The sequence below is a fragment of the Oceanihabitans sp. IOP_32 genome (assembly GCF_009498295.1).
Classification (GTDB): Bacteria; Bacteroidota; Bacteroidia; order Flavobacteriales; family Flavobacteriaceae; genus Wocania; species Wocania indica.
Window position 1 is genome coordinate 1,016,538 of sequence record NZ_CP040813.1, and the last position, 25,725, is coordinate 1,042,262.

At 35.6% G+C, this 25,725-nt stretch carries 19 protein-coding genes; 6 read left to right on the forward strand and 13 right to left on the reverse strand.

Translation table 11 applies throughout. The features are described 5' to 3' along the window. The 3 genes from FEZ18_RS04305 (at position 1) to FEZ18_RS04315 (ending at position 3,087) form a co-directional block, all read left to right on the forward strand. Positions 1-1,524, forward strand: coding sequence for a bifunctional GNAT family N-acetyltransferase/carbon-nitrogen hydrolase family protein (locus FEZ18_RS04305; RefSeq protein ID WP_153267183.1), 1,524 nt, complete (start codon positions 1-3; stop codon positions 1,522-1,524). 35 nt (positions 1,525-1,559) lie between these two features. Continuing rightward, positions 1,560-1,886, forward strand: a complete 327-nt coding sequence (locus FEZ18_RS04310) for a hypothetical protein (RefSeq protein ID WP_153267184.1) — start codon at positions 1,560-1,562, stop codon at positions 1,884-1,886. Positions 1,887-2,736: 850 nt separating this feature from the next. Then, positions 2,737-3,087 (forward strand): hypothetical protein, encoded by a 351-nt coding sequence (locus FEZ18_RS04315; RefSeq protein WP_153267185.1) that lies wholly within the window; start codon positions 2,737-2,739, stop codon positions 3,085-3,087. 80 nt (positions 3,088-3,167) lie between these two features. Here the strand turns inward: FEZ18_RS04315 and FEZ18_RS04320 are convergent, their stop codons facing one another. Then, positions 3,168-4,559: a mannosyltransferase gene (locus FEZ18_RS04320; protein ID WP_228122851.1), complete on the reverse strand. Its 1,392-nt coding sequence runs from the start codon at positions 4,557-4,559 to the stop codon at positions 3,168-3,170. Between the two features lie 236 nt (positions 4,560-4,795). Here FEZ18_RS04320 and FEZ18_RS04325 point away from each other — a divergent pair, with 236 nt between their 5' ends. Then, entirely contained in the window at positions 4,796-5,842 is a 1,047-nt protein-coding gene (locus tag FEZ18_RS04325) for a sugar-transfer associated ATP-grasp domain-containing protein (protein WP_153267187.1), read from the forward strand. Positions 5,843-6,095: 253 nt separating this feature from the next. Here FEZ18_RS04325 and FEZ18_RS04330 read toward each other — a convergent pair whose 3' ends face one another. The 5 genes from FEZ18_RS04330 to FEZ18_RS04350 form a co-directional block, all read right to left on the reverse strand. After that, entirely contained in the window at positions 6,096-7,586 is a 1,491-nt protein-coding gene (locus FEZ18_RS04330) for a cellulose synthase family protein (protein WP_153267188.1), read from the reverse strand. Next, complete coding sequence (locus FEZ18_RS04335; protein WP_153267189.1) at positions 7,586-8,275, reverse strand: glycosyltransferase family 2 protein; 690 nt, start codon at positions 8,273-8,275, stop codon at positions 7,586-7,588. The genes FEZ18_RS04330 and FEZ18_RS04335 overlap by 1 nt, the downstream gene beginning before the upstream one ends. 143 nt (positions 8,276-8,418) lie before the next feature. Next, positions 8,419-10,041, reverse strand: a complete 1,623-nt coding sequence (locus FEZ18_RS04340; RefSeq protein ID WP_153267190.1) for a 4Fe-4S binding protein — start codon at positions 10,039-10,041, stop codon at positions 8,419-8,421. Between the two features lie 66 nt (positions 10,042-10,107). After that, on the reverse strand, positions 10,108-11,448 hold the full coding sequence (locus FEZ18_RS04345; protein ID WP_153267191.1) for an NAD(P)/FAD-dependent oxidoreductase: 1,341 nt from the start codon (positions 11,446-11,448) through the stop codon (positions 10,108-10,110). Further along, entirely contained in the window at positions 11,375-12,007 is a 633-nt protein-coding gene (locus tag FEZ18_RS04350) for a GNAT family N-acetyltransferase (RefSeq protein ID WP_153267192.1), read from the reverse strand. Before FEZ18_RS04350 ends, FEZ18_RS04345 begins: the two co-directional genes overlap by 74 nt. A gap of 449 nt (positions 12,008-12,456) precedes the next feature. On the opposite strand from FEZ18_RS04350, the gene FEZ18_RS04355 reads away from it, so the two are divergent. After that, entirely contained in the window at positions 12,457-12,933 is a 477-nt protein-coding gene (locus tag FEZ18_RS04355; protein WP_153267193.1) for an Hsp20/alpha crystallin family protein, read from the forward strand. A gap of 161 nt (positions 12,934-13,094) precedes the next feature. Here FEZ18_RS04355 and FEZ18_RS04360 read toward each other — a convergent pair whose 3' ends face one another. Beyond that, positions 13,095-15,158, reverse strand: coding sequence for a glycoside hydrolase family 3 protein (locus FEZ18_RS04360; RefSeq protein WP_228122853.1), 2,064 nt, complete (start codon positions 15,156-15,158; stop codon positions 13,095-13,097). Positions 15,159-15,606: 448 nt separating this feature from the next. On the opposite strand from FEZ18_RS04360, the gene FEZ18_RS04365 reads away from it, so the two are divergent. After that, the gene (locus FEZ18_RS04365; protein WP_153267194.1) at positions 15,607-16,674 is read left to right on the forward strand and encodes a substrate-binding domain-containing protein; all 1,068 of its coding nucleotides are present in this window, start codon (positions 15,607-15,609) and stop codon (positions 16,672-16,674) included. A 210-nt stretch (positions 16,675-16,884) separates the two neighbouring features. Here the strand turns inward: FEZ18_RS04365 and FEZ18_RS04370 are convergent, their stop codons facing one another. The 6 genes from FEZ18_RS04370 to FEZ18_RS04395 form a co-directional block, all read right to left on the reverse strand. Then, positions 16,885-18,075 (reverse strand): Gfo/Idh/MocA family protein, encoded by a 1,191-nt coding sequence (locus FEZ18_RS04370; RefSeq protein WP_153267195.1) that lies wholly within the window; start codon positions 18,073-18,075, stop codon positions 16,885-16,887. Positions 18,076-18,082: 7 nt separating this feature from the next. Beyond that, positions 18,083-19,426, reverse strand: coding sequence for a Gfo/Idh/MocA family protein (locus FEZ18_RS04375; RefSeq protein ID WP_153267196.1), 1,344 nt, complete (start codon positions 19,424-19,426; stop codon positions 18,083-18,085). A gap of 12 nt (positions 19,427-19,438) precedes the next feature. Beyond that, positions 19,439-20,821 carry a DUF1080 domain-containing protein gene (locus FEZ18_RS04380; protein WP_153267197.1) on the reverse strand — a complete coding sequence of 461 codons (1,383 nt, stop codon included), beginning with the start codon at positions 20,819-20,821 and terminating at the stop codon, positions 19,439-19,441. Between the two features lie 86 nt (positions 20,822-20,907). After that, positions 20,908-22,854 carry a glycoside hydrolase family 2 protein gene (locus FEZ18_RS04385; protein WP_153267198.1) on the reverse strand — a complete coding sequence of 649 codons (1,947 nt, stop codon included), beginning with the start codon at positions 22,852-22,854 and terminating at the stop codon, positions 20,908-20,910. Positions 22,855-23,063: 209 nt separating this feature from the next. Beyond that, positions 23,064-23,951 carry an alpha/beta hydrolase gene (locus tag FEZ18_RS04390; protein WP_153267199.1) on the reverse strand — a complete coding sequence of 296 codons (888 nt, stop codon included), beginning with the start codon at positions 23,949-23,951 and terminating at the stop codon, positions 23,064-23,066. Positions 23,952-24,049: 98 nt separating this feature from the next. Then, positions 24,050-25,708, reverse strand: a complete 1,659-nt coding sequence (locus FEZ18_RS04395; RefSeq protein ID WP_153267200.1) for a RagB/SusD family nutrient uptake outer membrane protein — start codon at positions 25,706-25,708, stop codon at positions 24,050-24,052. Positions 25,709-25,725 lie beyond the last annotated feature (17 nt).

Genomic DNA, 25,725 nt, shown 5'->3' on the forward strand with positions numbered 1-25,725 from the left:
ATGAACGAGAACATAGATAATATTGAGCTTAAGTTTTTAACTGTTGATGATTTTGAAGAGTTAAAAGATGCCACTTTAGAGGCCTACGGAGGCGTGCTTAATTCCTATTGGAAAAAACACCATATAGAAGAGTTAACCTCTATGTTCCCCGAAGGTCAGGTGGTTATAAAAATTGATGGCGATATTGCAGGTTGCGCCTTATCACTTATTGTAGATTATGATCGTATTGATGACGAGCATACTTACGAGGATATAATTGGTGGTAAATCCTTTAAAAATCACGACCCTAATGGTGATGTACTCTATGGCATTGATGTATTTATAAAGCCCCAGTATAGGGGCTTACGCCTAGGAAGACGATTATACGATTACAGAAAAGAACTTTGTGAGAATTTAAATTTAAAGGGCATTGTTTTTGGAGGAAGAATGCCAAATTACCATAAATATAAAGAACTTACTCCAAAAGAGTATATAGAAAAAGTAAAACGCAAAGACATTCATGATCCTGTTTTAAATTTTCAAATCTCTAACGATTTTCATCCAGTTCGAGTGCTTAAAGGTTATTTAGAAGGCGATACCGCATCTAATGAATACGCGGTATTAATGGAGTGGGACAATATATATTATACCAAACCCAATAAAAAAGCGAGTTCTGTAAAAACAGTTGTTAGGTTAGGCCTCATTCAATGGCAAATGCGTCCGTATAAAGATCTGGATGCCCTCATGCAACAAGTTGAATATTTTATAGACAGCGTGGCGGCGTATAGATCAGATTTTGCCGTATTTCCGGAGTTTTTTAATGCGCCTTTAATGGCAGAATTTAACCACATGCATGAGCCAGATGCCATTAGAGAACTAGCAAAATTTACAGAAACCATTGTCGATAAATTAAAGCAATTATCGATTTCGTATAACATTAATATTATTTCTGGAAGTATGCCAGAACTTGTAAACGATAAGTTATACAATGTGGGATATTTATGCAGAAGAGATGGCAGTGTAGAACGTTACGAGAAATTACATATTACCCCAGACGAAGCTAAGGTGTGGGGTATGCAAAAAGGCCATACATTACAAACTTTTGAAACCGATGCAGGTAAAATTGGTATACTTATTTGTTACGACTCAGAGTTTCCAGAATTATCACGTTTATTAGCCGATGAAGGTATGGATATTCTTTTCATTCCGTTTTTAACCGATACGCAGAACGGCTATTCTCGTGTAAGACTATGTGCTCAGGCACGCGCTGTAGAAAACGAATGTTATGTAGCCATTTCGGGTAGTGTTGGTAATTTGCCAAACGTAAATAATATGGATATTCAATACGCACAATCGGCCGTATTTACCCCATGCGATTTTTCATTTCCTAGTAATGGCATTAAGGCCGAGGCGACTACAAATACCGAGATGATTTTAGTGGCCGACGTAGACTTAAGTTTACTGCGAGAGCTGCATGCACTTGGTGCCGTGCGCAATTTAAAAGATAGAAGAAAAGATTTTTACGATGTTATCAGAATAAAATAATCTTGTATCTTACGCAGAGAAAAAAAATCCTTTGTATGAAAAATAAAAACGATAATTTAAAACGAGTTATTGTAGATTTTAAAAAGCTAACACCAGAAATTTTAGCCCTATTAGTAGAGAAGTATCCCGATGGATATGATGATGATCACATTGTAACTTTTAAAAATGCTAAAAACGAACTTATTGAAGCCGTTGAGGTTCTTACTGCAGACACCAAATATCTCGTAAAAGTAAGTGCTAAATTAGAAGTCACCATGGAGAACTATGACGAGGATGATTATGAAGATTTTGCTGCAAATGATCCAGAAGCCGTCCCAGATCCAGAGATTGCAGAAGAAGATGCTTCAAATGATTTAGATTAAAATCTTAAATTAACTCTATTAGTTTTAAATGCACAAGCATTTATACGAACGAACTTAAAACACATATTAATTTTTGAAGACTTAACTTTATAGGTTTTAAGTCCCTATTTAAGCTTTAAATTCTGTCTTCTAAGTGTAATACCAAATTAACAATGTCATGTCGCATACAATTCGTTTACTCACATTTTTCTGTTTTATAAATAGGTGTTCATGATGTGCTTCGCAGTTCTTTTTCGCCCATATTTAGGTAGAAAATAAAACCATGACTTTGGCTAGGGGCTTTGATTTTAGCTCACGCCCATATTATAGTAAAATAACGTGTTCGTGAATCTGCGATTTCCATCTCATCTGAGTAAAAAATAAGTAAAATTAACCATACGACATTTCAAAATTAAATTGGTGCAAATAATATTTCCCGAGGCCGACACCTCGGGGAAACTTAGCTTGATAAAAACCTAAAATCACAATGCAGCTTTACAACCTTTAAATAACTAAAAACATCCTTTTTTTAAAACAAAATTATCATTCTACTCCTTTTTTGTTAAAATTTGAAAATATTTTTTTTGCTTAATTCATGGATTTAAAAGTGAAAAAAAAAATCGATTAAACCCAAACACATAACGACACCACAATTGTTTATCAACTAAAAAAATGACAAAAAAAAAGACTAAAAATTATCGCTTTGAAATGTTAATTTTTAATCCTTAAAAATCTATACCACAAAGCCAGGCGTATATGTATTATATTCACTACCAGTAGTTTTAAAACTTAGAACTGCTAAAAGTAATTCGGAGATGTGGTAGGCCATCAACCGATAAAAACAATTATTTAATCTTAAAATTTTAAAAAAATGAAAACAAATCTTTTATTAAAATGCGCAGTATTTGCACTATCAATCGTTACCTTTTCTAGCTTTGCAACAGTGACTAATTTGAATGACGTAACAACCACTCTAGACATTCAAGAGGAAACTGTAGTAAATGCCGTTTACGACGGGCACGATGAGTCTGGATACAACTTTACAGTTGTAGATGAAGATGATAATGAGTCTACTATTACTTTTCAAGAAATTAGCGCTGAATTATTACAGACTTATGATTTAAAATCTGAATCGTTCGTAGGTAAAAGTTTTACAGTTACTTACAAAACTGAAAACGATGTTAATACCATCACGAACCTTACTGAATTACCACAGTATTAATCGAAAAATAAATTAGTCGAGGTCCTACCTCAAGACTTTTCGACAAAATATTTGTGTGTTTCACAATGAAAAAGGCTGCTCTATGAGCGGCTTTTTTTTATAAATACTTCCCAAACAAATACCCCGTAAACTATGGCGTACTCTATGGCAATAATCCATAAATTCTCAGATTTATCGGCGCTATCTGCGTTTAAATAGGCTAAATAACTTAAAACAATAACAAAACTCCACACGAACACAAACTTATATCTAGTAAAAACCGAAAGTGCTAAAATTGTTGCAATATACCATGGGTGCACCGTTGTTGCTACAAAAAAATAAAAAGACAAGAACAATAACATCGACGTTATTAATTGACTCGTTGTTTTATTTTTTCTGAAAAAAGTAAGCATAAGCACAAATAAAATAACAACCACAGATAATACTGGCCCAATAATTTCAATTTCATTATAGCCTCTAAAAGCATATCCTATAGCTCTAGCGACATAATATATACTGGCATTAAACTCAAAATTACTAAACCATAATCCCACGGTTTTAGCATAATTGATAATAAATTCTGTAGAATAAAAAGGAAGAAATAAGAGAATTACAGTAATCATTGTAATACTATAAAATGAAAGTAATTGTTTTATTCCCTTTTGTACGTCATTGCGAGGAGTGCACGACGTGGCAATCTTTTTTCTGTTATCTTGAACTTGTTCAGGAAACTCATAATCATTTTTTTTTGAAACAAACCATTGATAAAATAAAGGCAAAAATAGTAAAGGAATTAATTTAACTGAAACTGACAAACCCAAAACAATAGCCGCAAATTGCCATTTACCAATATGCATTAAATATAAACTCCAAATTAAAAAGAAAATCATGACACCTTCAAAATGAAGATTGCCAGTTAACTCTATAACAATAAACGGATTTAAAATATACCAGAACATATGATAAGCTGGAAGTTTTAGCTTTTTAAGCAGTCTTTTTCCAAAATAAAGTGTTCCAAAATCGGCGGCAATAATTAACAAACGCATCGCTACAACCGCTCCTAAAATACTTTTCCCAGAAAAAAAAGCTGCTAAAGCAAAACAAAATTGATTTAACGGCGGATAATTACTAAAATGGCTCGCATTTAAAGCTCCCATACCTTCGTATAACACTTGAGCTTGTGCCACAGGAGGTTCAGCATTGCGCATTAAGGCTTCTACTGTATGCAGGTAAGGATTAATACCCTCCAATAACAACCTACCATCCCAAATAAACCGATAAAAATCTTGCGATAAATTCGGTATAGCCAAAATAAAAACAGCTCTAAAAACAAAGGCTAGCCAAGTTAAAAGTTTTATGTTTCCCTTAAAATATTGTACTAATTTATAAAACAAAAAAAATAAGGCGGCATATAATAATAGCAGCTTTATATAATCTGTACGCAGCAAATCGTAAGCAAAAGCGCCGTAAAACATCAAACTTGACAATGCCATAAGGAATGGCATTTTATGTAGTTTTAAAAAAGCAGTATTTAAAAACATGAAGTAAATATAGGATTAATTGTTCTAAATTCTTCGCTTAGAAATACTCACTTTGACTTACGAGAAAAATTCACTAAATTAGAGGATTAAGACCATTAAATATTAAGCTTCTTGTCTATACTGGGCTTATTGGCGCAAAACATTAAGACTATTTTTTTAAGACATCAACAAAAATTTATTTAGATAATATGTTAAGAATCCAAGTAAAAAAAGGAGTTGATAAAGTTCTTTTAAGGCTATATCATTCTAGCCATAAAAAAGAAGCTCTTAAATTTCTTAAAAAAATAGAAGCTCAAAAAGGTAAAACGAATCCTAAATTTATAAAATTAAGTAATCAATATGCCTCAGATGTTCTTGGGTGGATTGGTTATTCTCCTTGGCTTTATGTCTATAGTGCCATTAGCGGAAGTTTTAAAGAAGGATGGATTCCAGATAATTATTACGGTAAAATAGTAATACCTGAACTTAAGGGGCAATATGGTGCTTTAGACGATTTAAATGCACTACAAAACAAACTTTTTACTAGTGCCCTATTTCCCGATAAGGCTTATTATGTTAATGGTTTATGGACCACCAAAGACTACGCTGTAATTCCTCAAAAAAAGGTGGCAGACGTTCTATTTAATTCGTCACAAGACATTGTTTACAAAACAGATAATTCGTTAAGAGGCCTAGGTGTGCACTTTTTTTCTAAAGATAATTTTGAAATTAATAAAGTAATGGCCTTAGGTAATGGCATAGCTCAACAGTTTATTAAGCAGCATGTTTTTTTTGAAGACATTGTGTCGAAATCTGTAGCCACCATTAGATTAACCACATATATCGATGTGAAGGGAGAAACTTCTCTTCGATCAGGTTTTCTTCGTGTAGGACGGGCTCCAGATACTCATGTAAAATCTGTAAGTCATATAAGAGTGCCCATTAATATAAACACTGGGGAGTTAAGTAAAACTGGATATGATACCAATTTGAATACCATTGAAAAACATCCCGACAGTAATTATATTTTTAATAAAAGAAAAATACCACATTTTAACAAATGCATAGCTGCTGTACTACATTTACACAAACAAATGCCTTTTTCAAGAACCATAGGTTGGGACTTAACGCTTGACAAAAATGAAGAAGTTAAAGTGATGGAATGGAATGGAGGACATAACGACGTGAAATTTGGCGAGGCCACACAAGGCCCATGTTATGCAGATCTAGGATGGGAAAAATTATGGAAAAAATAAGCGTCGTATTCAAGATGACTCCGGCAAAACCAGACGCTCAATATCTAAAAGTATATTAGTTCGAACAGAAAACCAGATTTGATTTATGGCTTTGATTTGATTTTCGATATCATCTGAGCAAAAACTAATTCAACTTATCAATACGACATTTCAAAATTAAATTGGTATGAGACCATCCTCAAATAAAAAAAACAACCATCTGCTAAAAATGATAAATTCAACAATAAAACAGATTAAAAAGTGCGAGTATTTTTTAGGATTTAGAGGTTAACGATTTATAAAAAACATAGCCAAAACCTAGAAACAACATAAGGTGAAATGGAAAAAGCCCAAAATCGCCACCTTGATCACCTACCACAAAAGCACTGTACAAACCAAAGGCAAAGTACAGCATAAGCAAACCTTCAAAAACCACATAAATAGAGATGGTTTTGTTTAGGTATTTATTTGTTTTCCATCCCTCTCTAGTACTACTAATATTAAATTTTGGTGTTCGAACAAATTCACTTTTTTTCCCAAAATGCCCTTCTAAAACTGCTATAGAATTATGCAAAGAAAAGCCCATAGCTACCGAGAAAAAAACAAAAAACATCCCTGTATAATTTAAAAAACTTCTTAGCGTAGTACCGTACATTTTCTTATACATTATCCAATAGCAAACAAAAAATATCAGAGTGCTTAACACAAAAAAACTCATCACTATAAAATAGGTTTTTAAATGGGCGTTTTCATTTTTTATGTAAAGCATGGGGACACTCAGTATCGCTACTACCAGAATGTTTAAAAACATGGTACTGTTTAATAAATGAAGTAAACCATGCAGTTTTGTTTTTGCCGATAGGTTTTTACTTTTTAAAACCTTCCACATCATTTTCTGGAAATTTTCGGCACCGCCTTTGTTCCATCTAAATTGTTGAGAGCGTGCTGCACTAATCACTATGGGTAACTCTGCTGGTGTAACAACATCTTCAAGGTATTTAAATTTCCATTTTTTTAATTGAGCACGATAGCTTAAATCTAAATCTTCGGTTAAGGTATCCCCTTCCCAATTACCAGCGTCTAAAATGCAAGTTTTCCGCCAAACACCTGCTGTACCATTAAAATTAATAAAATGGCCTTTACTATTTCTACCGACTTGCTCGAGTGTAAAATGAGCATCTAAAGCAAAAGCTTGTATTTTGGTTAATATAGAATAGTTGCGATTTATATGTGCCCAACGGGTTTGTACAACGCCAAGTTTTTCATCTTTAAAATAAGGGATGGTACGTTGTAACCAATCGGTTTGTGGCAGGAAATCGGCATCAAAAATGGCAATAAATTCGCCTTTAGCGGTTTCTAATCCCGCTTTTAATGCCCCAGCTTTAAAGCCTTTTCGATTGCTTCTGGTTATGTGCTGTATATCTAAACCTTCGTTTTGTATTTTAGCAATGTGGTGTTTCGTGCTTTCTACAGTTTCATCGGTAGAATCGTCTAAAACTTGAATCTCTAATCTATGTCTGGGGTAATCTATTTTGGCAATATTGTTCAATAAACGTTCCATAACATACATTTCGTTATAAACGGGTAGTTGTATGGTAACAAAAGGAACTTCCTTCGGATTTGATAAATCGAACAAATCAGAAGTCGTATTACTTTTTTTTGCCGATACATAATTAAATAAAAGGTTTAATTGTGCTAAGGCATAAACAAATATAAGCACTAAAGCTATGGTGTAAACTACTATAATTATGGTCTCTAAAAGCATTATTTAATACTGTATTTAAAAATCCATCCTAGTATTTTAAAACCAGCAAACACGGCTCCTTTAAAGGTACCAGAAACTTTCGAGATGCCTATTCTATTTCTGTAATTCACGGGTATTTCGGTGTAACTAAGTTTTTGCCTTAAGACCTTTAATTGCATTTCTACGGTCCAGCCATAGGTTTTATCTTCCATATTTAAGGCCAACAATTTATTGTATGTAATGGCTCTAAAGGGACCTAAGTCGGTGAATTTCGATTTAAAAAAGAGTGTCATCAATGTGGTTGCCAGCCAATTCCCAAAAATTTGCGGTCCTGTCATTGATCCTTGTTCTCTTAAATCCTTTACGCGCGCTCCAATTACAAAATCGATATCATCATTAATAATAGGTGCTACAATTTTTGTTAATTCCTCTGGATAATCACTATAATCGCCATCTAAAAACACGACAATATCTGGCTTTATATTTTGATTTGCTATATATGTCATACCTTTCAAACAAGCATAGCCGTAGCCTTTGCGTTTTTCCGTTAAAACGGTAGCCCCCGCTTTTTTGGCATTGATTTCAGTATTATCTGTAGAGTTATTACTAATTACAATTATTTCGTTAACTATATCAGGAATATCGTTAATAACAAGGGCAATAGAATCTGCTTCGTTGTAGGCAGGGATGATGACTTTTATATGAGGCATTGTTGAGGCGCTATTTTAATGACAAAAATACCAATATTTTAGGGGTTTAGTTACTCACACATACGCTTCTTTTCTGTTTTTTTAGTTATATAAAACAAGAATATTTTCTGTTATATAAAAGTAAATGATGTATCAGTGTACCATTATTTTTGTTTCAAAAAATCCATCAGATCTAAATTATTACCCAGTAAAACATCAGTAGGATTAATACGCCCTTTTTCTGGCCCATTTTCAAGTTTTAAAACCCCTCTTGGGCAAACCGCAGCACAAATACCGCAACCCACACAACTTGCTCTTATAATATTTTCGCCTTTTTGAGCATAAGCGCGTACATCAATACCCATTTCGCAATAGGTTGAGCAGTTACCACAAGAAATGCATTGGCCGCCATTAGTTGTAATTCTAAATCGCGATTTAAAACGCTGAACAATACCTAAATAAGCAGCTAACGGACAACCAAAACGGCACCATACGCGGTTGCCAAAAATAGGATAAAAACCTGTGCCTATAACACCTGCAAACCAAGCCCCAATTAAGAAACTATAAGCATCTTTTATCCATTGGGAGTTAATACCCAAAAACGACTGCACGCCAAGAAAATAACAATACAAAGTTACCAAAGTCATCACCAAAGAAAACACTAAAACGCCATGCACCAACCAGCGTTCTAATCTCCAGGCGTTTAAACTTTTATCTGAAAGTTGCCTGTACGGATCTCCTAAAGTTTCGGCTAAACCACCACAACCACAAACCCAAGAGCAATACCAGCGTTTTCCGAAGAAATAAGTCATAACAGGTACTATAACTAAGGTTAATACAATACCCCAAACCAATATAAATAATCCTATGGCGCCACTGTTACGAAGACTGTCTAAATTCCAATCAAAAAAGAAATCATAGTCTAAAGGAAAGGCATTTTTAAAATCGTATCCCGGCATATTTAAGCTTAGCATAATTTCTGGAATAAGAAAGGCGAATACTATTTGAAAGAACAGTACCGAAGTAGTTCTTATCATTTGATAAGTATTATGCCGGTATTTAATATACATACGCACGGCCATAACCAGCATAACCACAGAGTATAAAAAGCCATAAACAAACCATTGGCTTGCCGGATTGCCGTTTAAAAACACACTTATAGAATCGAGAATATAGGTCCAATTAACCACATAATCTGGGTAAAAATATAAGAGCACATAAAACACCACTAGATATAGGAGTACCAACCAAGCTATCCAACCACGGTTGGTACTCGCTTTATGATAAATACCGTTATTTTTAATTCCAGGTTTACCTAATAGAATAACATTTGGTAAAATAAAAAGTAAGGCACCAATTATTGCTAAACCAAAACTTAACCACCATAGGATTAACGGATTTTCTTTAACAAAACCTGAACCCGCAATTTTAGCAACTTCATAACTTAAACTGTGGGGTTTTCCGTAGATTTTATATTGATATTGCTCGCCTTTTTTATCCCAGTTTTTTTCAGAATCGTATTTTTCTATTAATTTATCATAGTAATCGTTTGAGGCTTGATAAGCTTGCCTCACGCGGCTAGAAAACTCAAAAATATTTAGATGCTCTTGAGTTACGGTAGCTTTAAAAAGGGCGTCTTCTATAACTTCACTTTGGTAATTTTTAGATTCAATAAAGGTTTTAAACTGGGAAGGGCTAAGCCCAAAGTTACCAGTGAATAAACTCCCTGAAAAAACACAGAGTCCTATTAAGAATAATATTAATCCTGATGTTTTTATTGCCTTCATCTCTTAGTTTCTTATCATACGATCTCATTGTATGAAAACACAATAAGCTCACATTTTATAGTGGTTCTACTTTGCAAAAATACGCTTCCAACTTTTCTTTTTCAGTTGTATATTGGTTTTGTTTTCCCTGTTGAATTTTGCAAGGATTTCGGGTTCATGAAGTTTATAAAACTCGGGGTCGAAATTAGCATCGGCCAAATGTTCTAAAACATAATCGACGCTGCGTTTTTGGTTAAGAATGCGATTGAAAAAATCGTGTCGCATTCTTATGCCAAAAGTGTTTATACCAATAAATTCGCGCGTGTTTTTATCGTAATTTACATGAATACATTTTTTACCATCTTCGTGTTCCCAATAAAAACGCTGCTCGTTTTCTTTTGTTTTTGCCCAAACCCAGCCATAGGTTTGGTATTCTATATCTATAAATTTGGCCGAGTTAAACCAATGTCCTGGTTGGTAGGCCATTCGAATACCGCAAATGGTTTGTGCAATGGTTTCTCCCATCATGCGTCCGGTATACCAAACCGCTTCTATACTGTTGCGCAGGTTAATGGCTTCACGCTGTTCTGCACAATCGCCAATGGCGTAAACATCTGGAATATTGGTTTCTAAAAAGCGATTGACTTTTACACCGCGATGGGTTTCAATCTTTGAGTTTTTTAAAAAATCGATATTAGGAGACACGCCCGCGGTTAAGCCCACGATGTTACATTCAATTTCGTCTTCGGTTTCAGCGATAACAACAGATTTTACCGTTCCATTTTCATCAGCTTTAATTTCCTTTAAGTTCACCCCTAACCTAAGATCGACGCCTATACTTCTAATTTCTCGATTAATCAAAGCCGACTCTTGTTCTGGTAAAACGATGTTCCAAAAACTAGATTCTCGAACTAAAAACGTAACAGGAATATGCCGAGAATGCAACATCTCGACTAATTCGACACCTATTAAACCACCACCAACAACAACGGCGTGTTTACACACTTTATTATTAGGTGCATATTTTTCAAGCGCCTCTAAGTCTTGTTTGTGGTACATACCCATAACGCCTTTTAGATCTTGTCCGGGCCAGCCAAACTTATTGGGTTTACTTCCCGTCGCTATAATAAGCTTATCGTATTTTAAAGACTCACCATTTGCAAACAGTAAACTTTTTGTTTCTGTTTTAACCGTTTTTACAAAGCCTTTTTTAAGGTTGATTTTATTCTTTTTCCAAAACCAATTTTCGTAGGGTTGCGTATGCTCAAACTTCATGTGTCCCATATACACATACATGAGTGCGGTGCGGGAAAAAAAATAATCGGTTTCGGCAGAGATGATTGTGATTTTCTTATCAGAAAGCTTTCTTATATGCCGCGCTGCTGTAACACCTGAGATTCCGTTTCCTATAATAACAATGTGTTCCATTTTTTAGGGATTCTATTCTAATAGGTCGAAGGTAATGATAATACCTTAAACAGTAATTGTATTTAATTTCGACTCCAGCACCTCGTTTAATTTGTACGACCATTAAAAAATACCAATTCAGTTCTAAAGTCATCACAATACGATCTTCATGATCTAGGAAATAATTATCTAAAACCACATCTCCTTTAAAGCCTAAATTCTTGTAAATGTTTAAGGCGCTCTGGTTATCTGGATATACGGTTAAGGCCACTTCCTTAGCATTTGCGTTTTTTAAGACGGCTATTATTTTCTCTGTTAATTGTTTTCCTAGTCCTTGCCCTCTGGCTTTGTCATGCACACCTAGAGACAACAACCAACCTTGCATAAGTTCGGTGTTTAAACCACCTATGGCATAGCCTAAAATTTGATTTTGGTCTTTTGCGACTAGAAAATAATGCCCAGAGATGTCAAATAATTGCCTAACCACAAACGGCGGATAACTGTCGGTGTTAAAAACATGTTGCTCTATGGCGATTATGCCCTCTAGGTCTTCTAATGTTGCTTGGCTAATTGTAATCATGAAAATAGTGTTTTATATCGTTTTTTAGTTTTATTAATTTGAAAAATTTGTTTCCTAGGTTTACGGAAGACCGCTCAGATACTTTTCTGTCTCACAACAGTTCATAAAGTCCAGATTTAATTATTTTAATGGTTGTAATATAGTGATGATTTCCTGCCTGTAAAGTCAATGTATATGCTATTTTTTAAATGGTGATTTTTTATAAACTATCACTACTCTAAATCTTTCAATTTTATATGAAACGCATAAAGAATAATACCGTATGAATCTGTTAGAGAATGTCAATTTGACACATAAACACCTGTTAATGCGCTAATTAACTGAATAATTGTCAGAAAAAAGACCCAAAGACAACACTTATAAGGTTTGGTATTCCTTTTGCTTTACATGCATTGAAGTCAAATGAGATTTCAAGTTTAAAATATTGTTTAATTTAAAATTTTGTAAAAATGAGCAATTTAGTAAATGTTCCTAACAATCGAGGTTTGGCTAAAACAAATTCTAATTCCAACTTCCCTAGTTTATCGAATTGGTTGGACGATGTTTTTAACAGAGATTTACCATCTGTATTAACCTCAAACTTTAATACGGGTATCACACTTCCAAAAGTGAATATTAAAGAAACTACCGATGCTTTTGAAGTAGAGATGGCTGTACCTGGCTTAAAAAAGTCTGATTTCAAACTTGATGTTGATAATGATGTGTTGTCAATTTCTACTGAAATTACCGAAGAAAAAGAAGATAAAAACGATCACTATACGCGAAGAGAATTTGGTTATTCATCATTTAAACGCAGCTTCACTTTGCCAGAAAGTGTAGACGACGATAAGATTGAAGCGCATTATAAAGAAGGTATTTTAAGTGTTATTTTACCTAAAAAGGAAGAGGCTAAACAAAAGTCAGCAAGACGCATTGAAATTTCTTAATCGCAACTTAGTTGCATGAACAACGCCTTAGATGCGATTTAAAATACTCGCATCTAAGGCGTTTCTTTTTAGTCTAAAAAAACAAATTTACTTCCAAACAGACCTTCAAATTTTTCCCTTAATTTTATTGATACAAAGGATGACTTTATATGTCTTATGCTCTAAAAACCGTCTAGACCTTCATCAAAATTGAATAAAGCATAACCCTCGTCTTCCATATATCCGGGAACATCAGATTTTTGATTCTGAGCAGCCTCATCGGATACTGGAGTTGAAAATGGCATTTTGCCTTGAGGCTTAAATCGACCTGTTACAACATCTAATAAAGCTTCTGGAGTAGTTCCAAAGGTAGCGAGAACACTCTTTACGTGCTTTGATCCCTCTTGATAAATCTCGTCTATAGCCCAAGGATTTGAGTAATTCACAGCCAGTATTGTTGGTTTTTTAGAAGTTAGTGTTTTAATATAGTCTACATCCACATTGTTATTGGAAAGATTAATATGTAGTGCACTACCATCTGCGTCAAATAAAGAAGGAGATTTTGGTACCAACCACAATAATATCAAGTCTGCTTTTTCGGGGGTGTTTACAATTTCTATATCCCATTCATTCTTTTCTGTTTGAAAAACATTAGAAGCCTCAGCACCTTTTTTTGGATAATACGTTTCAAAATAGACTTTCGTTTTTGGTTTTATAGGAAGAGTTTTTCCTTCTCCAAGATTAGTATTACGCAATAGAACGATAGATTTACGCATCGCTAAATCTGCACGCAGTTGAAATTCTTTTTTGCCTATTGTACTTATAGCTGCATCGATACTTACATATGGATCCTCAAAAAGTCCTAAGCGAAATTTCTCTAACAATAGAAGATTTACAGACTCATCGACCTTAGGCATAAGTTCTGGGTGTTGTTTTAATGTGGTGATAAGTTGCTCTGGATTAGCGGTACCCGAGAATATATTTACGCCTGCATCTATGGCCATTTTATAACGCTCGGTAATACTGAGTTCCTCGACACCCCAAGGCATCATATCTATAGGTCCTGTATCTGAGTTTATAATGCCTTCAAAACCTAATTCGCCGCGCAATACCTCTTGTAGAATTCGTTTGTTATACGCATAAGCGACCTCATCGTATTGGGTTCCCACGGGATACGAATAATATGGCATGATTGCCGAAGTTCCTGCCTCGATAGCCGCTTTAAAGGGAATTAAATTCGTATTGAACATGCCTCCAGGAAAAACTTCTCTTTTTCCCCAATCAAAATGTGGGTCGTGTCCCCCTTCTGCAGCTCCTCCGCCAGGAAAGTGTTTGGTTGTTAGCGCTATAGAATTAGGGCCTAATTCTTTGCCCTGAAAACCCAATACTATTTCACGCATCATATTTGCAGATAAGTCGGCGTCTTCTCCAAAAGTACCTTCTACTCTTTGCCATCTTGGTTCTGTGGCAAGATCAGCCATGTACATATAGCCTTTTCTTATTCCTGCAGCCCTCCACTCTTGTCTTGCTATATTGGCAAATTCACGAACCAACTCGAAATCACGCATGGCTGCCATACCCAGCTCTCCAGGCCAAGTAGAGAACGGCGTTTTACCAACACTTAAACCTATAGAAGCATCCATGGTGATATGATTTCTGGGGTTAGAGGTTATAATACCCGGAATACCAAGACCATCACTTTCACACAAAGCTTGTAGATTATTTGCCCATTCTGCCAAAATTTTCGGAGAGGGATTAGCTCGTAAAATAAAATGCCGTTTATGAAATTGAGTGACATCCTTAGTGGTACCCGCAGCACCCATATTAGGAGCTGGTAAAGGTTTTTTAGTAAACATATTAATATCCCAAACCAAATCAGTTTCGTTAAAACCACTTGAAATAGCTCCTTCACTTTGTGGTTTTTGAAATGACCAGTCGTTTTCCAAACGCGTAGAACTTATAATCATAAATCCAGCTTTTTGCTCTAAGCTCATTTTAGAAATTAAATCCTGACTACGCTCTTCATAGGGTAAACGCCAATCTTCGTAAACATCAAGCTTTCCATTTTTGTTAAGATCTTTAAATTGAAGACCATCGAGCGCTATCAATTCTACAGCTCTATAGCCCAGTTGCACTTGCATAGGTTCTTCTTGCTTGTTGGTATGACGACAACTAGACAATAATGTTGCCATGGCGCATAAGACCGTAAAAATAACCAAGTGCTGTGTTGCTTTTTTTAAATACATAATATTGTTGTTATTTATTCGTAGGATTCCATGGCAAAATTTTGAAACCAAGCATGATGATAAATTAAAGTAATCCAAATTTTTAATGGTTAGATATGCCACCACGGTTAAATCTACTATTTTATTTTTTTTGAGCGTAAGAAAAATCACCGCTGTTTCAGTCCTAATTTAATTTTTCAAATTCAAAATTTTAAGGCTTGTTTAAATGCTTCGGCTCTTTTTTTTAAAACCACACTTTTCTATTTATCAACTGTTTTCGTGTGCGAACACAAATCTAATCAAAATATTACACAATATCAGGCTCTAAAATGAAAATAGAATGTTTTTATAAAACGCGAATATCTTTTCTAAACAAAAATATTTTAACTATTTTTGGTGTTTTAACTACTCTAAATCAGGACTAAAGCCAGCTTTTAGCGTATAGTCTTTTTAAACAACCTAGAATATTGTGAAAACAATTAAAGATATAGCAGAAGAAGCTAAAGTATCTACTGGAACTGTAGATCGGGTAATCCACAACAGGCCAGGAGTTTCGCTAAAGACCAAGACTAAAATCCAGAAATTACTGAAGAAGTATAATTTTGAAACCAATTTACTTGCCAGCACCTTAGCCTCTCAAAAAAAATATGTTATTGTGGCTTTAATTCCTTTGCATAAATCTAAAAAAGACTATTGGTATGAACCAAAAAAAGGAGTAAAAATAGCTTTTAAAGAAATTCGGAAATACGGAGTAGAAGCACATTGTATACATTTTGATCAGTTTGATCTGAACAGCTACAAAAAGGGTTTAGATCAAATTCTTAAAATAAATCCAGATGGCGTGGTATTGGCGCCTTTTTTTTACAATACGTCTTCAAAGTTTAGTAAGGTTTTAGATGAGAAAAATATACCCTATGTCTACATTAATATAGACCTAGAAGAGCAGAAAAACCTCTCATTTATTGGACAAGACTCTTTTAACAGTGGTTACTTATGTGGTAAGATGATGAATTTATGTGTTAACGAAACCACACACTTAGCTATTCTTTTATCAAAAAAAAATGTAGATAACCATCGAGCCATAGAAGATAGGGTTAAGGGATTTTTAAACTATTTCTCACAAAAGAATACCAATCGGGTAATTAAAAAAATTTTCTTCGAGAGCATGGAAATAGAGCAAGTTAGAAAAGTTCTTACCAAAGAGCTCATCAAGGATAATGAGATTAAAGGCTTATTTATTCCCTCTAGCTCTGCCCATATTGTCGGCGATTTTCTTGAAAGTATAGATCTTACTCATATTCGGGTTATTGGCTTTGATGCACATCAAAACAATATAGATTATATTAAAAAAGGTATTATTGATTTTGCAATAGACCAAAACCCCTTTGATCAAGGTTATGTTGGGGTTAAAATACTATTTGAGTATTTATTGTTGCGAAAAGAACCAAATCCTAAATACAACTCTCCAATGACGATAGTGACCAAAGAAAATGTAGATTATTTTAACGTCATGTCGCTCATTGAATTCGCGACTTAATGTTACCGTGTGAATTAAAAGCCAAAACCATACAATTAAAATGATATAACTATTTTTTGTATAGTTTTGGCTTTTGATTTTATAGAAAAAAACCCAGTACAACTCTATATTAAAAGCTTATACCAAATTAACAATGTGACATTCAAAATTAAATTGGTATTAACGCTTTTTCTTCGTCGTAAATATATAGATTTATGTTTTTAACTACCTTTAATAAAAGTCTTTTAAGGTTTTGTGTATAATTTCATTATTATACATGGCATCTAATCCCATTTGTACACCAACCGCTGTATTTGCTCCAGTAATGAGATTAGAATTAGGTGCTGTATTATTTAAAATACTGTCCTTAAAATCCATTAAGGCCTGTTTAGTTGGGTTGGCATGCTCAACTTCAATTGGAATTCCGTTTTCTTGCTCCCAGGCTTTTGTTGCTCCAGAAACACCATCAACGTTCCCCATTTCTTTCTTATCATTTGCTTCTGGATAAAACCAAGCTTTTTCATAATCCAGAACAATGGTACCTTTATCGCCTAACACTTTAATTTTGAAATCGTCTTTAGAATTACTGGTTAAACAGGTAAACTTTGCCTTAACACCGTCTGGATAGCTGTAAATAAGATGAATATTGTCGAAAGTCTCCCGACCATCTTTCCAGTAATCTACGCCACCCACACCAAGAACCTTATTGGGTGTCGCATCCAAAACCCAATTCGCAAAGTCTATTTGATGAGAACAAAGCTCGGCAACGAGTCCGCCAGAATATTCCCTGTACATCCTCCAATTTACGGCCCTCTCCATACTTGGTTGGGGCACCGGACGTCTCCAATCGCCATTACGATTCCACTGACAATCGAAAGCGACTACCTTTCCAATCTTGCCTTCACGTATAAGATTAACCACGTGATTGTACAATCTTGAACTATGATATTGATGTCCTGTTTGGAATATTAGAGAAGATTGAGATCCTTTCTCTACAAGCGCCTTGATTCCAGAATACCCTTTTGCCAAAGTTTTTTCGGCAAAAACATGTTTTCCTGCATCAATACTATCAATGCCAATTTGAGAATGCGTATTAAGGGGAGTTGCAATTATAACCGCATCTACATCTTTATTATCCAATAACTTACGATAATCGTTGTAACCTTTAGCCTTTCTACCGGCTTTTGCCAAACCTTCTTCTAATCTAAAAGGCAAGACATCGCAACATGCGGTAACATGAATTCCATCCATCGCATTTAAAATTGGCATGAGTCCTGTACCTCGATTTCCTGAACCAATTATGCCAACATTAATAACGGCGTTTGCACCATTAAAATTTAGAGCGTTAGCCAAAACAGATGTTGATGTTACGGCAGCTAAAGCTCCTAAGCCTCCTTTTATTACAAAGTCTCTTCTTTTCATTTATATACTATAATTTTGGTTCCCATCCTGGGGCATAATTACGACTCCATAGTTTCATAGCGTCACGATCAAACATGGTTCCTGTGGTATCGTCAATACCAAAACCTTTACCAATGCGGAAAGCAATATTTGAATAATGCACCATAGCCATACTAATATTGGCATCGTCTATAGGAGCGTTTAACTTAGCTTTCCCGCGAATGGCATCGAAAAAATTCATGACGTGAGCAGTAGACATACTGCCGCCACCGCCAAGGGCTGTTCCGCTTTCACTAGAATTTAACTCGCTAGACCTAATCAATTTTCCGCCTCTGTCGTAAAGCATGTATTTTTCTCGGTCAACAAAAACAGATCCTTCACTACCGTAAATTACGGTACCTCGTCCGTTGCCACCGTAAGTGTTATAACCGTTGCGGCTTTTTCCGTCCCATTGTATGATTTTATCATTGGAAAAACGAAAGGTTGCTTCCATGGTATCGTACATCTCCCAGCCATCATTTACAAAATGTCTTTTAGCAGCTTCAACTTCAACGTGCATAGGTAAATCTACACCCAAGGCCCAACGTGCTACATCGAGTTCATGTGTTGCGTTGTTGCCAGCTTCGGCAGTGCCGTATTCCCAACCGTACCAATGCCAATTATAATCCCAAGTCTCTTCGGTATATTCACGTCGTGGTGCTGGGCCTTGCCAGAGCTCCCAATCTAATCCCTGTGGAACAGCAGCCTTTTTTTGAACCGGCACCTCCCCTCGTAGATTGTTGTAAAAGGCAACGGCTTTATATGGCGTCCCTATAACCCCATTATGGATTTCTTTTATTATTTCGATAGTATGAACCGAAGAACGTTGTTGGTTCCCCATTTGAACTACTTTATTATACTTTTTTGCAGCTTGAACTAATAATTCGTTTTCAAACAAGTTATGACTACTCGGTTTTTCTACAAATACATTTTGTCCAGCTTGTAAAGCTAAAATAGATCCAGGTGCATGCCAGTGATCTGGTGTTGCGTTAATTAAAGCATCTACCTTCGAATCTGCAATCACTTTTAGGATATCATTCTCTAATTTAGGTTTATAATCTATGTGTTCGGAAAAATTTTTCATCGCTTTTGTGCGCTGACTTTCCATAACATCACACAAATACAATAAGTTCACATTAGCCTCTTTTTTTGCAATAGGCTCATAAAAAGCACCCAATCGTCGTCCAAGACCCGCGATGGCCACATTAATTCTGTCGTTGGCACCAATAATCCTGCGATAACTGCTGGCTGGCATAGCCATTGCAGAACTACCCATCGCAACAGCCGCAGTTCCCAAAATTGTTTTTGTTATAAAATTTCTCCTTGAAGTCATATTAAAGTGAATTTAAAGTGATTTAATTTTTACGTTTCTGAAGGACACTCGATCACCGTGGTCTTGCAGCAAGATTTGCCCAGTTTCAGCTTCTCCAAAATTAGGCCATTGAGTATATTTACTATTAGAAACCAGTTTTTTGAATTCTGGACTTTTACGTTCGTATTCCAAAACCTTTTTACCATTTAACCAATGCTCTATTTGATTGTTTTTTGAAACGATATAAGCCGTATTCCATTGTCCTATAGGATTTACTGGTTTGTTCGGGTCTGCTTGAATTAAATCGTATAAAGAGGCCATTGTTCTGCTGCCTTCATGACTTCCTAACTTGGCATCAGGGTGTTTGGCATCATCCAAAATCTGGTACTCTAAGCCTATAGAAGACCCAGGACCTTTGTTAATTTCGGTATCTACATAATACTTAATGCCGCTGTTAGCGCCCTCGGTAATTTTAAAATCTAGCATCAATTCGAAATCGCCATAATTCTTGGTGGTTACAATATCGCCTCCTGCGGCAGATTCGCCTCCCCCTGTAGACAAGACGGTTAGCTCTCCATTTTCAATCACCCATCCTTCTTCAGGAAAGGTTTCCAATCTGGCACCACGCCAACCATTAGTCGTCTCTCCATCCCAAAGCATTTCCCATCCTTGATTTACCTCGTTACTCGTGAGTTTGTTAATTTTATCTACTACAGGTAGCTCACTTTTTTGAGCATAAGCTTCTAGATTCTCCGTAAGAATACGAACATTTTTCCATGCTATTTCAGTTCCAGGCTTCATGTCACCATAAAGACCGTGAACCTGCAGTCCTATAAATCCGCTCGCCGTTTGATCGTCCATTAAATGCGCCGCTGGCACCCCGTTAATCCATGTTCTTATAGTGTCGCCAATAGCTTCTATTCTGTAATGGTTCCATTCGTTTTGTTTAAACGCTTTTTTTGCCGCGGTGTTATCATCAGCCACTGGGTGTAACCATCCTCTTCTTGCTTCGTCGTACACTCCTGCGCTCCAACCACGTTCCGATGGATCAATTTCAATTTGATACCCGTGAACCCTACCACTCATATAATGTGGTAAGCTGTTACTCCTAATCTGGATTCCCGAATTCATATTCGGATCTACCTTATACTCCAATTCCAATATAAAATCGTCGTACATTTCATTTGAAGTTAAAAAGGTATTGGGTTGTTCATTAGCGGTAGTACCTACAATGGCTCCTTCTCGCACTTCATATTCTGCATTCCCGCCTTTTATAGTCCATCCGTTAAGTGTTTCTCCATCGAATAAATCTACCCACGGCGTGGTGTCTTTTTTCGCGTTCTCACAACCTAAAAGCGCAAAGGCTAAAAGAAATGGCAAAACTTTAATTGAGCGACATTTAATTATTGATTTCATTTATATATTTTTTTGTTTAACATTAATTTAAAAATCACAACAAGTGCGACACTCTAGATGCTTAAATTTATAAGTCTTATTATTTTTTATGGGTTTTCTCTATAAAAATCGCTTAAAACAAAAAATGCTTTTTTCGGATTTCCATTATCATCAATTAGTCCTTTTAAATTCCAATAATCTTGAATACCTTGTCTTAAACGAAGTGTAGATCTAAAATCTTTTAAAACCCAAGGAGACATTCCAACAGCACCTTTCTGATTTTTGTACATCTCAATTTGCTTTTTATAAACCAAAGCCTGATATTCTTCACTAAAGATTTCGATATCCTCTTCTTTAGCAGATTTACCTCTTTTTGCTCCCGCCCCTAATTCACTAAATACGAAAGGTTTATTGTCTGGAATATGAAGACGTATTTTATGCATGTTTTCTAAAATTACTTGTCTTGCTTTTACAGGTTCGATATTGATTTGAGGCGCTAAAAACGCAGCATAATACCATCCAAAATACTGGTTTATGGCTGGCAAATCGACAATAGAAGCTAAAGGATCGTCTATTTGTATATCCCAAGTATCAAATTCTTTTCCTGCGATGGTTGGGAAAAAATAATCCTTTGCCATAGCCCCAATTTCGTCACCTCCAAAAACGAGAGCCGCAGTAGTTAAGCGGGTATTATCTAAATTTTTTACATAGGTGTTTAAGTTTCTAAAAAACGCGTTACGCGCATCGCTCTTTGGGGTTTCATTACCAAGACTCCAGAACACGATACTCGCTCTATTTTGATCTCTGCTTATCATTTCGTTCATCCTAGTTTCTGCCATAGCTAAAACCTCTGGTTTTTCAAATTCAAGATCCCAGTATACGGGAATCTCAGCCCACACTAAAAGTCCCATCTTATCAGCTGCCTTTAGCATATACTCATTATGTGTATAATGTGCTAAACGTACAAAATTGGTGTTTAAGCGTTTTGCAGCCGATAATAATTCAATAGCATGCTCATAACTATACGCACGACCATCTGTACCTATGGCTTCTTCATGAATAGATATGCCTTTTAACATGATAGGCTTGTCGTTTAAAAGCACTTGCCCATCTTCCATTTTTATGGTTCTAAACCCTATTTGATCCTTTACATTTTCGTTGTTAAATGCCAGTTCGACATCATACAATTTAGGATTAGATATCGACCAGAACTCAGGCTTAGCCTTAATTTCAATTTCGGCTCTACCATTTTTAACTGTGAAAGTTTTATTTATTTTGAGCTCAGGGATTTTGATTTCTACTTTTCCTTCGGAAACTCCATTTACCATTACCCAACCTACAATTTGTTTATTGTTTTGTGGGTTCAACTGTATCTTATAGTTCTCTATATAGGCATTAGGAAGCTCTACTAGATTTACATCTCTTGTAATACCTCCGTAATTCATCCAATCTGTTCGAGTAGTAGGAATATCTTGATCGGTTAGGGTATTATCAACTTTTACCACCACAAGATTGTCTCCGTCTTTAACAAAGTTTGTTATTTCACAATTAAAGGAAGTATAACCTCCTATATGGCTACCCGCATGCTCGCCATTAATATAAACTTGCGCATTATAATTAACGGCTCCAAAATGGATGAAATAGCGCTTATCGGCTTTCTTTTGAAGATTAAAATCCCGTTTATACCAAACTCTTCCATTGTAAAAAAACAATCGATCGTCTTGTGTGTTCCAATCGCCTGGAACCCTTAAGGTCGCACCATCTTCCAAAGAGATTTCCATTAATTCGCCTGGTACTGCCTTATGATTTCGTTCTGCAAAACGGAAGAAATCATTAAAAATATTTTGTTTGTTGGGATCAATCAACACATTCCAAGTACCATTTAAAGATTGTGTCGTTCTACCTTCAATATTACCTATTAATGGTTCTGTAGGCAGATTTGTGTTTTTCTTTTTTTGAAATAAATCTTGCGCTGCAATAGTTGCAGAAGTAAATAACATAAGGCATAAAAAAAGTCCGTATGTTTTACCGTTGAGATTTTTGTTGTTCTTCATTTTATTTTTTTTTAATTTATTTTAAAACATGGAGGAAGAAGCCTGTGATTTACTAAAAAAAGCAACATATCTTCTTAGGGTCTTAGGTTACCCATACTTGGTTGAGAATTATTAAAAATGCTTATTTCTTTTAAATACCAATCTACTCGCTCTAACTTCGATTTTATTATTTTCTATTGTATATCATTCCTTTTTCTTACCTAACTATTCTATTTGGTATTGTTTAAATACCCCTGCACGTCTAACCAATCTTGAAAACGATGAATCCAACCATCGACAGGTAAATTCTTTTTTTGCATCCCAAAGCCATGACCGCCCTTAGAGTAAATATGTAATTCAGCAGATTTTCCCGAAGCTATCCAATCGTTAAATAATTTTGTACTACTAGTTGCTGGAACTAACAAATCGTCTGCTGCTGTCAATATGAATGCTGGTGGTGCATCCGATGGAACTGTATTTTGTTTAAGTGGATCGGTAAAAGCATAAATAGGCACCACAAAATCAGGACGGTTCCCGACTCCTTCCGGACTAAAAACGGTTCCTGTTGCTACAGTACCCCCAGCTGAAAACCCCATGATACCAATTCTGTCTTTTTTGATATTATATTTATCGGCGTTATCGCGCAGATATTTAATTGATTTTGATGCATCGTGTATTGCAAAGGACACGATAGGTGCGATTATAGAATCAAATCTTTTTCTATTTGCTGTAGAAAACCTTATCGCTTTGCCTGAAGCATCAAATTGCGATTTTACCAAGCGGTATTTAAAAACAAAAGCAGTTATGCCAATAGAGTTTAACCACTTCGCTACGGCTGTTCCCTCTTTGTTAATGGCTAGATGATGGAAACCTCCTCCTGGACAAATGATTACCGAAGTGCCATTATTTAAAGTTTTTTCTGGAGTATAAACTGTTAATGTTGGCTCGACAACATTATAGACCGTGTGCCATTGATGGGTTGTATCGGTTAATATTTTCTTTTCTTGCCAATTCCAATGCTCTGAACCTGGCGCTTTATCAGGGTAAAGAGAAATAACATTTTGTGCTTCTGAAATAAAAGCAATTAAAAGAAAAATAATTAAAATTCTGTTTTTCATAATTAGTCTTATTTTAAACACTACAATGATTAATTAATTATTACCTATTTAAATGCGTTATTACTTTATAATAACGCATTTAAAATATTTTTAAACGACTAATTATAGCCTGGATTTTGCTCTAAAACAGCATCCTTATTCAGATCAATTTCCGATTGAGGGATTGGTAACAGTAAATGGGTATTACTAATGCCTGTAATTTTCTGACCTCTAACCCCTACTCTATTAACCAATTGCCCTGTGCGCATCAAGGTCATTCTTCGATTTTCTTCTGCTAAAAGCTCTCTAGCTCGTTCGTCCAGAATAAAATCTAAGGTGATATCTCCGGCTGCAACAGGCGTTGCATTGGCACGATTTCTAAGCACATTAATGGTAGCGGCAGCTTCTGCCAGTTTTCCTTGTTTGAACTGTGCTTCAGCTTTTAAGAGGTAAGTCTCGCCTAAACGCATAATAATGATGTCTTTAATCATCGCAAATCCAAAAGGATCGTTAGCATCAAATTGATTCCACTTCGTGGTTACAGGCACAATAAACCGCTGGGTATTTACGTTAGGATCTGTGATATCCACTTTTTGTCCGAATAATGCAAAATCTGGATCGTTGTAATAATAATCTCTTCTCAGGTTGTATTTTGAGTTTCGCATGTCGTCAACTGCATAAAGATCATCTAATACCCAATCTGTAAGCGCAATTCTGCTAATACCTCTTCCTCCCAAAGAATCTGCAAGTACCATTCCCGCTTGTTGGTGGTAACGTGAGCCCCAAACTCTTCGATGTTGAGGCGACCCAATTAAATAACTATCTAAACCTACAGAAAACTCACCAGAACCTCCAATAACTGAAGCAGGGTTTTCAATCTCTAGTACCCAAATTGCCTCGGTATTACCTTGAGATCTTCTTTGATTGCCATAGATAAACATATCTGAAAATGGATCTCCGGGCTGACTTGCCTTAACGCCGTATCGTTGAGTTACCAAACTAAAATCACCACTATCTATAATCGCATTACAAGTGGCTTCTGCAAGATCATTTTTACCCATTCTCAAATAAGCTTCAGCAAGGACTTGTTCTGCCATGGCTACATGTGCTCTTGAATACATTTTACCTTTTGAGTTCCCATCTACATTATTAACTGTAGGGAGATTGTTTCTAGCAAAGGTTAAATCATCTTCTATAAGTGTATTCAATTCGTCTAACGAAGCCTTTTCAAAATCGGTCTTAGGACCATCAACTGTGGCCGTTATCATTGGCACCCTTCCAAATAGTGTTACCAACGTATTATAAGCTAGTCCTCTGTAAAATTTTGCTTCTCCCTCTATCTTAGCTTTTGCTGCTGGCTCTAAAACGGTCTCAGGATTACCTATCGCTGCTATAATTGAATTCGCATTGTTGATAATTTTATAACCCCATACCCATGTAAATAATACGGCTGGATCTGTAGGCGTAAGATTCTCATAATTAGTGTAAGGAACAGTCCATGGATCAAAATCTGCTGGCGCCTTATTATAGGCCACATCAGTCCCTATTTGCCAAACACCTAACCACCCTTGTCCTCCTGCAGAAGCGTAATCGTATGCAAAAGTTTGCCAGATGGAATATTGATTTTGAATACCAATCAGAGCCGCATCTAATCCCAATTCATCATTTAGTTCGGTAGGATCGTAACTTGATAATAATTCTTCATCTAAAAAATCATCCTGGCATGAACTGAAAAGCATGAAAACTAAAAGACCAATGATATATATATTATTTTTCATTTTAACGTTTTTTAAGA

Excerpts from the sequence above, each read along its gene's own strand:
- FEZ18_RS04385 (WP_153267198.1), bottom strand. The coding sequence starts at position 22,854 with ATGAAGAACAACAAAAATCTCAACGGTAAAACATACGGACTTTTTTTA.
- FEZ18_RS04315 (WP_153267185.1), top strand. The coding sequence starts at position 2,737 with ATGAAAACAAATCTTTTATTAAAATGCGCAGTATTTGCACTATCAATC.
- FEZ18_RS04395 (WP_153267200.1), bottom strand. The coding sequence starts at position 25,708 with ATGAAAAATAATATATATATCATTGGTCTTTTAGTTTTCATGCTTTTC.
- FEZ18_RS04355 (WP_153267193.1), top strand. The coding sequence starts at position 12,457 with ATGAGCAATTTAGTAAATGTTCCTAACAATCGAGGTTTGGCTAAAACA.
- FEZ18_RS04330 (WP_153267188.1), bottom strand. The coding sequence starts at position 7,586 with ATGCTTTTAGAGACCATAATTATAGTAGTTTACACCATAGCTTTAGTG.
- FEZ18_RS04370 (WP_153267195.1), bottom strand. The coding sequence starts at position 18,075 with ATGAAAAGAAGAGACTTTGTAATAAAAGGAGGCTTAGGAGCTTTAGCT.
- FEZ18_RS04345 (WP_153267191.1), bottom strand. The coding sequence starts at position 11,448 with ATGGAACACATTGTTATTATAGGAAACGGAATCTCAGGTGTTACAGCA.
- FEZ18_RS04375 (WP_153267196.1), bottom strand. The coding sequence starts at position 19,426 with ATGACTTCAAGGAGAAATTTTATAACAAAAACAATTTTGGGAACTGCG.
- FEZ18_RS04390 (WP_153267199.1), bottom strand. The coding sequence starts at position 23,951 with ATGAAAAACAGAATTTTAATTATTTTTCTTTTAATTGCTTTTATTTCA.
- FEZ18_RS04340 (WP_153267190.1), bottom strand. The coding sequence starts at position 10,041 with ATGAAGGCAATAAAAACATCAGGATTAATATTATTCTTAATAGGACTC.
- FEZ18_RS04320 (WP_228122851.1), bottom strand. The coding sequence starts at position 4,559 with ATGGCATTGTCAAGTTTGATGTTTTACGGCGCTTTTGCTTACGATTTG.
- FEZ18_RS04360 (WP_228122853.1), bottom strand. The coding sequence starts at position 15,158 with ATGTATTTAAAAAAAGCAACACAGCACTTGGTTATTTTTACGGTCTTA.
- FEZ18_RS04310 (WP_153267184.1), top strand. The coding sequence starts at position 1,560 with ATGAAAAATAAAAACGATAATTTAAAACGAGTTATTGTAGATTTTAAA.
- FEZ18_RS04335 (WP_153267189.1), bottom strand. The coding sequence starts at position 8,275 with ATGCCTCATATAAAAGTCATCATCCCTGCCTACAACGAAGCAGATTCT.
- FEZ18_RS04325 (WP_153267187.1), top strand. The coding sequence starts at position 4,796 with ATGTTAAGAATCCAAGTAAAAAAAGGAGTTGATAAAGTTCTTTTAAGG.
- FEZ18_RS04350 (WP_153267192.1), bottom strand. The coding sequence starts at position 12,007 with ATGATTACAATTAGCCAAGCAACATTAGAAGACCTAGAGGGCATAATC.
- FEZ18_RS04305 (WP_153267183.1), top strand. The coding sequence starts at position 1 with ATGAACGAGAACATAGATAATATTGAGCTTAAGTTTTTAACTGTTGAT.
- FEZ18_RS04380 (WP_153267197.1), bottom strand. The coding sequence starts at position 20,821 with ATGAAATCAATAATTAAATGTCGCTCAATTAAAGTTTTGCCATTTCTT.